11 protein-coding genes are annotated in these 13,490 nt (G+C 35.6%); all 11 read right to left on the reverse strand.

The window, feature by feature from the left end; translation table 11 throughout:
- Window positions 1–26 precede the first annotated feature (26 nt).
- The 11 genes from asnS to DWW68_RS08565 all read right to left on the reverse strand — a co-directional run bounded on the left by asnS (window position 27) and on the right by DWW68_RS08565 (window position 13,385).
- A complete protein-coding gene (gene asnS, locus DWW68_RS08515) occupies window positions 27–1,418 on the reverse strand; it encodes an asparagine--tRNA ligase (RefSeq protein ID WP_021952266.1) in 1,392 nt (463 codons plus the stop codon).
- Window positions 1,419–1,493: 75 nt separating this feature from the next.
- Window positions 1,494–2,339 carry a hypothetical protein gene (locus DWW68_RS08520; protein WP_118589397.1) on the reverse strand — a complete coding sequence of 282 codons (846 nt, stop codon included), beginning with the start codon at window positions 2,337–2,339 and terminating at the stop codon, window positions 1,494–1,496.
- Entirely contained in the window at window positions 2,329–3,765 is a 1,437-nt protein-coding gene (locus DWW68_RS08525) for a HAMP domain-containing sensor histidine kinase (protein WP_021952264.1), read from the reverse strand. Before DWW68_RS08525 ends, DWW68_RS08520 begins: the two co-directional genes overlap by 11 nt.
- 2 nt (window positions 3,766–3,767) lie before the next feature.
- Window positions 3,768–4,421, reverse strand: coding sequence for a response regulator transcription factor (locus DWW68_RS08530; protein WP_021952263.1), 654 nt, complete (start codon window positions 4,419–4,421; stop codon window positions 3,768–3,770).
- Window positions 4,422–4,567: 146 nt separating this feature from the next.
- Entirely contained in the window at window positions 4,568–7,819 is a 3,252-nt protein-coding gene (locus DWW68_RS08535) for a glycoside hydrolase family 66 protein (RefSeq protein WP_118589398.1), read from the reverse strand.
- Between the two features lie 290 nt (window positions 7,820–8,109).
- Complete coding sequence (locus tag DWW68_RS08540) at window positions 8,110–9,771, reverse strand: sodium:alanine symporter family protein (RefSeq protein ID WP_021952261.1); 1,662 nt, start codon at window positions 9,769–9,771, stop codon at window positions 8,110–8,112.
- A gap of 167 nt (window positions 9,772–9,938) precedes the next feature.
- A complete protein-coding gene (locus tag DWW68_RS08545) occupies window positions 9,939–10,367 on the reverse strand; it encodes a hypothetical protein (protein ID WP_021952260.1) in 429 nt (142 codons plus the stop codon).
- Between the two features lie 15 nt (window positions 10,368–10,382).
- Window positions 10,383–11,315, reverse strand: a complete 933-nt coding sequence (locus DWW68_RS08550; RefSeq protein WP_021952259.1) for a thiamine pyrophosphate-dependent enzyme — start codon at window positions 11,313–11,315, stop codon at window positions 10,383–10,385.
- On the reverse strand, window positions 11,315–12,508 hold the full coding sequence (gene porA, locus DWW68_RS08555; protein ID WP_118589399.1) for a pyruvate ferredoxin oxidoreductase: 1,194 nt from the start codon (window positions 12,506–12,508) through the stop codon (window positions 11,315–11,317). Before porA ends, DWW68_RS08550 begins: the two co-directional genes overlap by 1 nt.
- A gap of 1 nt (window position 12,509) precedes the next feature.
- Window positions 12,510–12,812: a 4Fe-4S binding protein gene (locus DWW68_RS08560; RefSeq protein WP_021952257.1), complete on the reverse strand. Its 303-nt coding sequence runs from the start codon at window positions 12,810–12,812 to the stop codon at window positions 12,510–12,512.
- Window positions 12,813–13,385, reverse strand: a complete 573-nt coding sequence (locus DWW68_RS08565) for a 2-oxoacid:acceptor oxidoreductase family protein (RefSeq protein ID WP_021952256.1) — start codon at window positions 13,383–13,385, stop codon at window positions 12,813–12,815. It abuts the gene before it with no gap.
- Window positions 13,386–13,490 lie beyond the last annotated feature (105 nt).

Consider the following 13,490-nt stretch of genomic DNA (forward strand, 5'->3'; position numbering starts at 1 on the left):
TATTTATCTTATGCCAAAAATTTTCTCTATAGTTCACAATTATTAACCGTTCTTGGGAAGGGAATTACATCTCTTATATTGCCCATTCCCGTAAGATACATAATCATTCTCTCAAATCCCAATCCAAAGCCGGCATGTCTTGCAGTACCGTATTTTCTTAAGTCAAGATAAAATTCATAGTCCTTTTCATTAAGTCCTAACTCCTTCATTCTTTTCCTTAATACGTCTTCTTTTTCCTCACGCTGGCTTCCACCGATTATTTCTCCGATTCCCGGCACCAGACAGTCCATAGCTGCCACGGTTTTTCCGTCATCATTTAACTTCATGTAAAATGCCTTTATTTCCTTTGGATAATCCGTTACAAACACCGGTCTTTTAAATATCTTTTCCGTAAGATAACGCTCATGCTCCGTTTGAAGGTCACATCCCCATTCTACCTTATACTCAAATTCATCATTATGCTGTTTTAAAATATCTATGGCCTCCGTATATGTTACTCTGCCAAAATCTGAATTTACCACATGATTTAATCTGTCTAAAAGTCCCTTATCAACAAAGCTGTTAAAGAAATCCATTTCCTCCGGTGCATTTTCTAACACATATTTTATTATGAATTTTATCATAGCCTCTGCTAATTCCATATCATCTTCTAAATCTGCAAAAGCTATTTCCGGCTCAATCATCCAAAACTCTGCTGCATGTCTTGTAGTGTTAGAATTTTCTGCCCTAAATGTTGGTCCAAAGGTATAAATCTTTTTAAATGCCATAGCATATGTTTCCCCATTAAGCTGTCCTGATACTGTAAGATTAGTTGGCTTTGAAAAAAAGTCTTTTGAATAATCCGTATTCCCCTCTTCATCCTTTGGAACATTATTTAAATTCAGAGTAGTAACCTGAAACATTTCCCCTGCCCCTTCGCAGTCGCTTCCTGTAATAAGGGGAGTATGAACATATACAAATCCCTGTTCCTGAAAGAATTTGTGAATGGCATAGGCACAAAGGGAGCGCACTCTGAAAACTGCCTGAAATGTATTTGTTCTTGGTCTTAAATGGGATATTGTTCTAAGATATTCAAAACTATGTCTTTTCTTTTGCAGAGGATAATCACCGGTACTTTCCCCCTCGATTATTACCTCCTCTGCCTGAATTTCAAAAGGCTGTTTTGCATTAGGTGTGGCAACTAATTTTCCCTTTATAATAAGTGCCGCTCCAATATTTGTTTTTGATATTTCTGAGAAATTATTAAGTTTATCACTGTAAACCACCTGTATGGGTTTAAAGAATGTACCATCATTTACTGTTATAAATCCGAAGGTTTTAGAATCCCTTATACTTCTTACCCATCCGCATGTTTCAACTTCTTTGTCAATATATTTTTCTGTATTATCATACAATTCCTTTATTTCAACAGGTTTCATAAATGCCTCCAACATACTTTTATGTTTGAATTTCAAACACTCATTATGATAGTATATCGTCTTTTTTACCCATTATCAACTAATGGTTCCTGATTTCACGTCAGTTTTTATATCGTTTTTCTGAAAATTGTTATTATAATATGTAAACTCCTCAAACTCACTTATTCCTATATTTACTGATGTTCCGTCAATTCCCGAATGAATCTGCCACAACACATCATTTATCAGATTCACCCCTATTCCCTCATCTGTTTTCACATTTTGCATTTTTGACTTTTTTTCTATGCCATAATAATCTGCAAGAGAATCTATTATTTTAGACTGTATAATAGCTAATGACAAATTGTCTTTTCCTTCATAAACCTGTACTGCCATTTTTTCAAATATCTCAACATCTTTACAGGTTACAAGATATATTTTCATGGTATCACTATCCACATATATTTGTAATGGGTTTTTAAGTCCATTTTCTTTATTGTATACAACAACATCACAAACATAATAAGATATTCCCATATCGTATATTGTGTATAATTGAATATCATTAAAGTACAGCTGTCCATCAAAAAGCAAATCATTATATTTTTCCCCAAACAATTTCTTTTCAATCTGAAGCCATTTCTTATATTCATTGTTAATACTTTTTTCAACACTTTTAAGTTTCTTATTTTCCGAATTAAATATTACATTTATAACCTGGGCATTTGACTTACCACTTAAAACATCCCCTAATATTTCAAGCTTTTCCTCAGTAGACTTAGTTTCTCCTGTAGTCACCTCATAAGCCGTTTCATCATTGTAGCTTATTTTTCCTACATTACTTTTATTTGTCACTTCATTTAAAATTATCGGCAAAATCATGGCTAATGCAATTATAACCACGATTCCCATAATCGCTAATATCGTTTTTTTAATTTTCATAGCCTTCTCCTGCTAACTGTTTATTATCCATAGGTAGTATCACATATACATTTGTGCCTACCCCCGGTTTACTGCCTATTTTCCATTTCCCATGGTGTATGGAAACAATCTTCTTGCACAAAGCCATTCCAATGCCTGCGCCTCCCTCTTTTCTTGCTCTTGATTTATCCACCATATAAAATGCCTCTGTTATTTTTCTAAGTTCCTCCGGTTCCATTCCACATCCGTTATCCTGAACGGTTACCATATATTCATTGCCTGATGCCTGTCCCGTAATAAGAATTGCCCCACCTATATCCACAGCCTTTCTGGCATTATCCACTATGTTATTTATCAGTGATATAAGCAATTCTTCATTTCCATATACCTTGCCCTCTTCAGCTTTAATCTTAAACTTTATTCTTTTTTGTATAAGATTAGGTTTTGCCATTTCTCCTACCTGTTTAAGAAGACGCTTCATATTCACCTTTTCAAAGCTGATATTCTGCTTGTCAAGAGATATTAAATCCATCAGTGAAAAGGACAGTTTTTCTAATCTTTTTCCCTGAGAGAAAATATAATTGGAATATTCCTTAATTTCTTTTTCACTTAAATCCATTGAACGAATCATATCTGAATATCCTACAATGGCTGTAAGAGGTGTTTTTAATTCATGAGCAAAACTTGCAGTAAAATCTTCCTGTTTTCTGGCACTGTCCTCTAATTCTTCTATATTCTCTTTTAAAATATCTGCCATACTGTTAAAGCTGTTAATTAAAACTCCAACCTCTCCCGTCTGTTTTCCCTTTGCCCTTGCGCCGTAATCTCCTGATGCCATTTTCTCAGTAATTTTTGATAATTCAACTATAGGTTTTGTTATCCTTTTAGAAATTAAATAAGACAATATTCCTGACACAACAAATGCCATAATTACCATAAGCCTGTATCTGTTATATAATGTATTTCTATCTTCATATATGTACTGTATATTTTTTATGCTGCTTACATAATAAGTTTTTCCGTATACAACTATTTTGTTCATATTTTCAATATAATGTTCATTATCATCTGCAAGCTTTATAACATAAGCACTGTTTTTTTTATTCATTTCCTTAACGGAAATAAAACTTTCTATGGTGCTTCCCCTGTACTTTTCCACTCCCTTGGAATTACATAATTTGATATTGTATCTGTTTTGTCCCAAACTGTTTCGTACAGATTCCGTGGTTTTTATAACATTTTCCTCTAACCTGTTATCATCCTCCACAGATACACTTAAAGACGTTTTAAGCATATTCATAAACATTTTATTTTCGCTTACTTCTCTTTGAATTTCCCTGTTTAATGAATTATTAAAAGACGCATAAAGTAATGCACCTCCAAAAACAAGGTACATTACCGTTACAATGCTTAAAATAGATAAAAATATTTTCCAAAAAATTTTCATGTCTAGCCCTTTAATCTATATCCTACTTTATATACTGATTCTATTTTTTTCTCCCACCCTAACTTTTTCCGCACTCTTTGAATATGAAGGTCAACAGTTCTGCTATCTCCCATATAATCACTTCCCCATACATTTTCATATATAACTTCCCTGTACAAAGCCACGTTTTTATTTCTCACTAATAATACTAATAAATTAAATTCCTTAAGTGTAAGCATAACCTGCTTTCCGTTTTTTTTCACTTCCATAGAAGCTAAGTCAATGGTTACATCCTCTTCCACTATAAGATTTTCCGCCTTCCTATAACGTCTCAATACACTTTCCACTCTTGCAAGCATTTCAACTATTTCAAAGGGTTTGGTTATGTAATCATCTGCCCCTAACTTTAGTCCCTTTACCTTATTATCCGTGCTTCCCATTGCCGTAATGAAAATCACAGGGTAATCCATGGTTTTGGCATATTCTAACAGGTCATATCCATCTATTTCAGGAAGCATTATGTCAAACAGACACAAATCAAATTTTACCGTGTCCATCATTTTCGCAGCATCCCTTCCATTGTATGCACAGGTGCAGGAATAACCAGCCTTTACTAAATTTACCTTTATAAGATTTGCAATTATTTCATCATCTTCTGCTATTAAAATTTCAATCATTTTTATCCCTCAAAAAATACAAATTATCTGTTACCTTTATATTTTGTAACTTCTTTGTATCACAAATGTATCATACCATATTGCCAAATATTTACCAATAGAAAAAGAGGCTACCACAATGTGATAACCTCTCTTTAATATAAAATCTATTCCGGTTTTACTAATGAATTACCAATGTTAAAATCTATCTTTGTATACGCCGGATTTACTGCACTTATTATTGTGTCATATAAATAATCATGAGCAGCCTTATTTTTCATTTTATTATTTCTGTAAAGATTTTCAGCTAAATCATATACTGAGAAATTTAATGCATCACTGTAAATAACTGTTCCATCATTTAACTTTGCATATGCTCTCTCGCATATCTTGACATTGAAAAATTCTGCGTTCTTTACAAACTCCATAGTCATGACATATTTTGTAGATGAATCAGCAGAAGATAATATTCCATTTTCTGTTGCCTTGCTTTCCTTTACATATGCATTGGTACTTCCAACTTCTAAATCATCTTCACTTACATAATCTGCCAATCCGTATATCATTCCCACTTCTGCCACTTCACTGTCAGGATCATCTAATGTATATACTGTTCTGTATCCTTCCACAGTTGTGCTTATCTGTAAACCGTCAATTTTAACATCTGCGCTATAATTTCTTTCATAGTCAGCTTTTTCATATGTACCAGGCTCTGCCAGATAAATATAATCTAACCATATCCAGCAACTGTCTAATGCATCCTGAACCTTTATTACATCTCCCGGCTTAACAGGAATACTTCCAATACCCTGTACACTTGGAACAAATCCCCAATAGTCATTGGTCTTTGTATAGTTCATCTTATAGCATCTGTTATTTACCCAAATATTAACCTGACCTGATGTTCCACTGGAATAGCTTAATACAAGATCGTATGTACCTTTTTCCACGCCTTCCGGAACAACCATGCTTACACTTCCCTGATTAAGTCCAATGTTATTTACATATTTTCCTTCAGAAGCATTTTCCTCAGATACCACCTGTGGCTTATCATTTCCGCCCACATCCTTAAGTGTTCCGTCTTCTGCTTCCATTCTGTAAATAATGCCTTCCGGATACTCATATGTCTTTGTATATTCAGCTTCATCAGTTTTAACTAATTTAACAATAATCTTGTCAACCCATCCGTAACCGCTTCCATCATCAGGATTATCTGAAATCGTTATTTTCTCTCCTCCTGATAAGGAAATAGTAGAGGATAATTTGTCAGTAGTCATCTGGTTCATACCAAATCCGTTGCCGTTTCTTACTATGTAAGCTGCATCATTGTCTCCCACTGCCACACCAATTTTGGTACGGTTACCACAAGAAACAACACTTACTTCGTATTTGCCCTTTACAATGTTTTCAGGCATTGTAAATGAGAATGATTCTCCCGGCTGTAAATCTGCCTGACCTTCTGCTAATTTTTCTTTATAATAATCTTCACCTTCAAATGTGTATGATTTTTCAAGGTTTGTTCTCTCATTTAACTGTGTTGGTTCATCTGATGACATATATAACATATCCCAGTATTCAAGAGATGGAACTGCAAACTCAATATACTTTCCATCACTATCCTCACCCTTTGTAAATGCCACACTTTCAGTCATTCCACCATTTTTATCCGGAGATGCAAGATAAAGTGAATTTACTTCATCTGAATAGTAATATTTAACCTTTAAATTTTCTACCTTTGTAGGTGTTGCTTTAGTTCTGTCTTCATCTCTCCATTTATTATCTGTTCCCAGAAGATTTATTAAATGGAGCATCTGATATCCGTTTCCTTTTTTTGTATAAGTCCAGATCTTGTCTGATTCGCCCTCTGTACTTGTAGCATAATCTGATATGGAAACCTTATTATCTGTTGCTGTCTGTCCGTCACGTAAAATATTTTCATAAGCAACAGCAAAATCATAAATATTTCTCATTCTGCTGCTTAAGTCGTTTGTCATTGTTACTCCATCATGTGGATAATATTCCTCATGAAGAATGTTATTTCCATTTCCTAATTCAACTCTGTTACCACCTGCTGCAAAAACAGCTGCATTTACCAGCATAACAGCCGGTGTGTTCATATGACCGTCTGTAGCATTTCTGTTGATGTATGACTTAACTGCCAAAGACTTTCCGTTGCTGTCTTTCATGGAGTTTTCCACTTCAGTTACAAGAGAGTTATATGTATCATATGTATTTCCGTTTCTGTCTGTATCCCATGGCCAGAATTCTGTGTAAAGAGCATCTACTGCACTTGTATTTGCCTGAATAATTCCCTTTGCGCCTACCGGGTTAAATGAAATACACTTATCTCCTAATGCCGCTTTTGCTGCATCTAAAAATTCTTTATATGTATCTGCTATTACATATATCGGCTGTCCGTCATCTGTATAGCCAAGAGGCTGTCCGTCGGCAGTTACCATGTCCCCCCAGTCTCCTACAGTATCTCCATGCCATCCGTCAAAGTCAAAATATTCAAAAACTTTCTTATATTCATTAAATATGTAATTTTGCCAATCCTTATTAAGAGGATTCATAAAATAGAGAGTTCCGTTACCTGTAGGTGAATCTCCCATCTTGTAACAGAAAGCTCCTGTTCCTCTATTATTGTCATCTTTAAAAAATACCTGCCAGTTTTTGTGTTCATTGTTATCACCGGCAACAAAATCATCTGTTCCTGCATATATCATATCATATGCCATACATGCCATATTCTTTGATTTAGAACTCTTAATATAATTTTTAATGGTATTAACATATATGTTACGTCCTGCCCAGTCCTGATATACTCCTGAATCAAGCTGTTCCTTAGGTGCTAACGGCTGGTGATGTAAATGATGCCAGTCATAGTATTCTATTACGTTGATATGATATTTACTTAACTGTTCAACTTTTCCATATGTTTTTGCATTTTCACTGAAATCACAAAGGTATCCGTATCTTGGGAACTTTCTCCAGTCTGAAGAAACGTCTACGCCTACACTTTCTTCATCTATAACAGTTCCGTTTTCGTCCTTTGCTACAATTTCCAGCATATATCCCTGAAAATCATTATCCGGTGCTGTCCATTTAAGAATTCTTGTGCTTTTTGCCTTCGCCTCAATATTGCAATCAGTCACAATTTTATCTCCAACTTTTTTATTTAAATGCATAGCCTGCAATTCCAGACTTTTGATTTTGCTTTCAGATTTGTTATTTACATTAACTGTAATCTTAACGGTATCTCCGGGATCATACATAGCCTTATCTGTGTATGTATCATAAAATACAGATATTGCCTCCCCTGATGTGGCTGCGTCTACCCTTGTAGTGTTTTCATAAATCCCCACTTGCAATGTCATGGCTATTGCCATTACAAAAGCAATTATTCTTCTCAATTTCATTTTATTTACCTGTTGATATTATAAATATCCCTTTCAAATTATTTATCTTTATATTTACCTTCTACCCTCCTTCCAGTTAAACGTTAAACTACTTATACAATAAATATTAACATTGTAATTTTACAATGTCAATTTGTTTGATATAGGAAAATATCACAATATTTTACGGCTTTTTTATGCACTTTATATACTGAAACGTTATTATTAAAAAGGGTATTAAAACAGTAACTTTAACTTTGTAATTTCACTATTTTAATACCCTTTTTTGTCTATAAAAAGTATATGTCGCACTATTTATTTTTTCTTTTTGCCTTGTCAACCTCAGGCTGGAATCTTTCCACCTCTTTAGCTATTACCCCACTTAATGCAAGGAGGCATATAAGGTTTGGAATTGCCATTAATGCATTAGCTATATCTGAGAAATTCCATACCACATCCAAAGCCGTGGTTGCGCCCACAAATACCACCAGTGAGAACACTATTCTGTACACCATGTTAAATTTGTGAGTATTGAAAATATATTCAAAAGCCTTTTCACCATGATATTCCCAACCAAGTATGGTGGAAAATGCAAATAAAACTATTCCTATGGTTACTAAATATCCTCCTAATTTTCCAAGAACAGATGAAAATGCTGCAATGGTAAGAGCTGCTCCCTTTACCACTTCCTTATATTCATATTTACCACCCTCAAATATGTACTCATTGCCTGCTGCGTCGTTCCATGTTCCATCTATAACCGAAGGCTGCTTATCCTTCTCTGAATATGTAAGCTCTATGGTATTTTCTTTGTTATTATCATCAACATATTTTAATATTAAATTTGAATTTTTAAGTTCATATGCATAATTAACATTTGCATCCTTTTTGTCGTTATCATGAGCTACCACTGCAATGTTATTTGACTCCACATCATATGTTCCCTTAATAGTGGTATCTGTCATACCAAGCACTCCTGATGAAGCTATGCAAAGTCCTGTTATGGTACATACTACAATGGTATCCCAAAATGTACCTGTCATGTTAATATATCCCTGACGTACAGGATCATCTGTGGTGGCTGCTGCTGCTGTTATGGCTGCTGAACCCATTCCTGCCTCATTTGAGAAAACTCCACGGGCAACACCGTAACGCATGGCATTCATCATTGCCGCTGTTATAGCTCCGCAAAGTCCACCTCCCACTGCATTAAAGCTAAATGCCATTTTAAATATCATGGCAACCCCTGCCGGAACATTTTGTATATTTAATATAATAACAATCAATCCTGCTATTACATAGAAAATAGCCATAAAAGGCACAACAACTGATGACACCTTTGAAATTGTCTTGATTCCTCCTACAATAATTACAAGAGCAAGAATTGTAAGAATAACACCTACTATGGTAGTTGATACTCCAAAGGTGTCATGTACTGACTCCGCAATGGAGTTAGCCTGTGTCATGTTACCGATACCAAAGGATGCTATTACTGCAAACACTGCAAAAAGCATTCCCAGAAATGCTCCTAGTTTTTTGTTTTTAAAGCCCTTTTTCATTGTGTACATAGGACCACCGGACATTTCGCCTTTTTCGTTGACTTCACGATATTTTATGGCAAGCATACATTCACTAAATTTTGATGTTAATCCAAAGCAGGCTGATATCCACATCCATACCAATGCTCCGGGACCACCTGCCACCATAGCCGTAGCCACTCCTACTATGTTTCCTGTTCCAATGGTTGCCGCCAAGGCTGTAGTAAGTGCTGAAAATGGTGATACATCACCTTCTCCCCTACTTGTAGTTCTTGCTTCCTTACTTAATGTGCTTTTCAATGCATACCCTAAATTTCTCCAAGGTCTGAACTTTAATCTTACTGTAAGAAATACTCCTGTTCCAACCAGCAATATTAACATCACCGGTCCCCACACAAAATCGTCAATAGCTGAAATTATTTCTGCAAAACTCATATATTTTTTCTCCCTTTTTTGAAATAAAAAAATAAAAGGAGGTAGTCAAAATAGAACTACCTCCTTTGGTAACATATTATGTATCATAGTTTAATGTGAAAATATTGTCAAGGTATTCCATGAAATATCTTAATATATAAGCCTTTTAGAATATTTTTTCCAATAAACTATCTGACATTTAAATTCTTTAAGTATTCTTCAATAACTGCTTTTCCCTTTTTGGATTTAAAATTAACTACCACAATCACTATAGCAAGTAAAACAGTTACCACCAGACACAAAATTATGTTATCCGTCTGCTTTTGCATTGCCGAAGCAACAAATCTCGCAACAATAAGAATAGCTGCAAAAAATACCAGTCCATACAAATAAAATCCATAGGTGAATTTTCCTGATATAATGCATTTGTCACTTTTATCCGCCAGTTTTCCTTTAAAGGTCACGGGAATCGCATCTTCCCCATTATTAAACTTTCCCTGCTCTAAGGTGATGCTTATCTTATCATTTTCTAAACCAACTTTAAGATTTTTCTTTTCAGCCTTACTTTTCATCACGTTAATCAGTGATTTTTTGTCTCTGTTATATTCAAATTCCATATTGCTATCCTTTAATTATCTGCTGCATTTAAACAGTAAATCTTCCCATCTTCTGTCAACCTCCTTCTGATACTTTTCTATCAGATGTTCATTTTCAGGTTTAAAAAGATGCTTAAATCTTCCCTGAGTTTTCAAAAACTCTTCAATTGGAAGTCTGTTCTTTGGCTCATAGTTAAGTATCCATTTACCCTCAACTACTTCAAACAAAGGCCAGTAATTAGTTTCAACAGCTTTTTTGCAAATATCCATTATTTCATCTGTCTTGTACTTCCATCCTGTAGGACATGGTGAACATACATTTAAAAATGCAGGGCCTTCAGTATAAATGGCTCTTTCTGCCTTTGTATGTAAATCCTTAAATCCGTTAAAGAATGTAGTCTGTGCCACATATGGAATGTCATGGGCTGCTAAAATTGCTGCCAAATCCTTTCTATACTGCTCTTTTCCGTTGCATTTACTTCCTACAGGAGTTGTAGTTGTATCTGCATACATAGGCGTGGCAGATGAACGCTGGGTTCCTGTATTCATATAAGCACCGTTGTCATAACATACATATGTATAGTTAGTTCCACGTTCCATTGCTCCTGATAATGACTGAATACCTATATCGTATGTTCCACCATCACCGCCAAAGCAGATAAACTTGTAATCTTCCTTGAGTTTTCCTTTTCTTTTTAATGCCTTGTATGCCCCTTCAACACCACTCATGGTAGAGCTTGCATTTTCAAAAGCACTATGTATATAGCTGTCTTCCCATGCCACGTATGGGTACTGGAAAGATGAAACATTTAAGCACCCTGTTGCACATCCTATAACAGCTTTATCTCCTTCGTGAAGTCCACGAAGAACATTTCTTGCACAAATTGTGGCTCCACAACCTGCACACATTCTATGACCGGGAGCAAAACGTTCCGGTTTATTCATTGTTTCCTTAAAATTGTAACCCATTATTTTGCCTCCTTATCACGTAATCCCATATATCTGTATGTAGGACCTGTCTCACCTGTTTTTGCTATATCCTTTAATGTTTCATAAACATTTATCATATCTTCCACTCTTACATCACGCCCACCAATACCATACATAATATCAATGGCAAGAGCATCACATTTTCCCGTGTACATAGCCTGCATTGTTTCAGCACCTAAAGGACCACCGTTTGTAGAAAATGCCTCGCTTCTGTCCATAACAGCTACTGCCTTGCATTTCTTTAATGATGCTGCAATTTCTTCTCCCGGAAACGGTCTGAAAGAACGAACCTTTATAAGTCCTACCTTATCACCATTAGCTCTCATTCTGTCTATTGCATCTTTAGTAGTTCCAGCTGCTGAACCGATGATAACCACTGCATATTCAGCATCTTGCATCTTGTATTCTTCAATCAATCCGTACTTACGTCCTGATATTTTTTCAAATTTTTTTGCAACATCTAAAATAACCTTCTTAGCATTTTCCATTGCGTGAGCCTGTGCTTTTCTTGATTCCATATAGTAATCGGATACAGCATAAGGTCCCACAGCAAAAGTTTCATCCGGATTTAAAAGATAGTCTACCGGCTGTCTTTCTCCCACAAATTCTTTTACCGTAAGGTCATCTAAAAGCTGCATGTTCATAACTGCGTGACTGGTTATAAAACCATCCTGACATATCATAATAGGAAGCATAACATCCGGGTGTTCTGCTATATTATATGCCATAACCATGTTATCATAAGCCTCCTGATTATCCTCGGCATATAACTGTATCCATCCTGAATCTCTTGCACCCATGGTGTCTGAATGGTCACAGTTAATATTAAGAGGTCCTGTAAGAGCTCTTGCCACTGCCGCTAATGCTATAGGCATTCTGCTGGAAGCCGCAACACCTAATACCTCCCACATAAATGCAAGTCCTGCTGAAGATGTAGCAGTAACGGCTCTTGCTCCGGCAGCTGCCGCTCCTAATGCCGCACTCATGGAACTATGTTCTGATTCTACAGTGATAAATTCCGTATCTACTAATCCGTTAGATACATAATTTGAAAAATACTGTGGTATTTCCGTTGACGGTGTAATAGGAAACATTGGAAATACATCCGGATTAATTTGTCTGAGGGCTGTAGCTACAGCCTCATTTCCTGACATTAAAACTCTCTTTGGCATCCTATTTCACCTCCATCTTAATTGCATTAAAAGGGCATGCCTTTACACAAATGCCACATCCCTTGCAATGATCGTAATCTATAGCCTGTCTTTTATAATCTTTTACAGGAATTGCACTGTCAGGGCAAACCGGCACGCATAAAAGACACTGCTTGCATTTTTCTTCATCAACTACAGGAGCTACGTTAGTCCAGTCACCTGTTACAAATTCTCTTGTAGTTCCACATCCCACAATTGTATTTCCTCTTGTTACATCCTGCCATGCAACATCCTGAGCTAATTTGGTAATATCTGTCTTAGCCATCTACTTAACCTCCCTTAACGCAATTCTTAATGCTTCCATATTTCCCTTTACCACTTCCGGCTTTTTAGCAAATTTATGCCTAAATGAGCCTTCCATTTCGTTAAGGAATGTTTCGTCATCAATAACACCTGTTACTTTAACTATTGCAGCAAGCATAGGTGTGTTTGGGAAGTTTTTGCCAAGAGTATCCATTGCAATCTGTCTTGCATCAATTGTATATACTTTTCCTTTGTATCCTCTTAAATGTGGGATGATTTCTTCCTTACTCTTTGCCGTATTAATAATAATAGCACCATCTTCTCTAAGTCCGGCTGTTACATCCACTATTTCAATAAGTGTTTCATCAACAACTACTACAAACTGCGGATCATAAATATTAGAATGAACCCTGATAGGTTTATCACTTATTCTGTCATATGCAGTAATAGGTGCTCCCATTCTTTCCGGGCCATACTCAGGAAAACCCTGGGCATTCTTTCCTGTTTTAAAAGCCACTTCTGCCAAAAGAAGCGCTGCTGTTTTAGCACCCTGACCTCCACGTCCGTGCCATCTGATTTCAAGAGTATTCTCCATTTTTTAATTCCTTCTCTTTTTATAGTTTTCTCAAATACTTATGTAACTTATTTCGTTTAATTCTTTAGTGTGTTAAAGTTACGCTAAATTTTATTATATACAAAT

It is taken from the genome of Eubacterium sp. AF16-48 (assembly GCF_003479405.1).
GTDB lineage: Bacteria > Bacillota > Clostridia > Lachnospirales > Lachnospiraceae > Eubacterium_G > Eubacterium_G segne.

Coding starts and splice junctions, on each gene's coding strand:
- DWW68_RS08525 (WP_021952264.1), bottom strand. CDS start 3,765: ATGAAAATTTTTTGGAAAATATTTTTATCTATTTTAAGCATTGTAACG.
- DWW68_RS08545 (WP_021952260.1), bottom strand. CDS start 10,367: ATGGAATTTGAATATAACAGAGACAAAAAATCACTGATTAACGTGATG.
- DWW68_RS08540 (WP_021952261.1), bottom strand. CDS start 9,771: ATGAGTTTTGCAGAAATAATTTCAGCTATTGACGATTTTGTGTGGGGA.
- DWW68_RS08560 (WP_021952257.1), bottom strand. CDS start 12,812: ATGGCTAAGACAGATATTACCAAATTAGCTCAGGATGTTGCATGGCAG.
- DWW68_RS08520 (WP_118589397.1), bottom strand. CDS start 2,339: ATGAAAATTAAAAAAACGATATTAGCGATTATGGGAATCGTGGTTATA.
- DWW68_RS08530 (WP_021952263.1), bottom strand. CDS start 4,421: ATGATTGAAATTTTAATAGCAGAAGATGATGAAATAATTGCAAATCTT.
- DWW68_RS08535 (WP_118589398.1), bottom strand. CDS start 7,819: ATGAAATTGAGAAGAATAATTGCTTTTGTAATGGCAATAGCCATGACA.
- porA (WP_118589399.1), bottom strand. CDS start 12,508: ATGCCAAAGAGAGTTTTAATGTCAGGAAATGAGGCTGTAGCTACAGCC.
- DWW68_RS08565 (WP_021952256.1), bottom strand. CDS start 13,385: ATGGAGAATACTCTTGAAATCAGATGGCACGGACGTGGAGGTCAGGGT.
- asnS (WP_021952266.1), bottom strand. CDS start 1,418: ATGAAACCTGTTGAAATAAAGGAATTGTATGATAATACAGAAAAATAT.
- DWW68_RS08550 (WP_021952259.1), bottom strand. CDS start 11,315: ATGGGTTACAATTTTAAGGAAACAATGAATAAACCGGAACGTTTTGCT.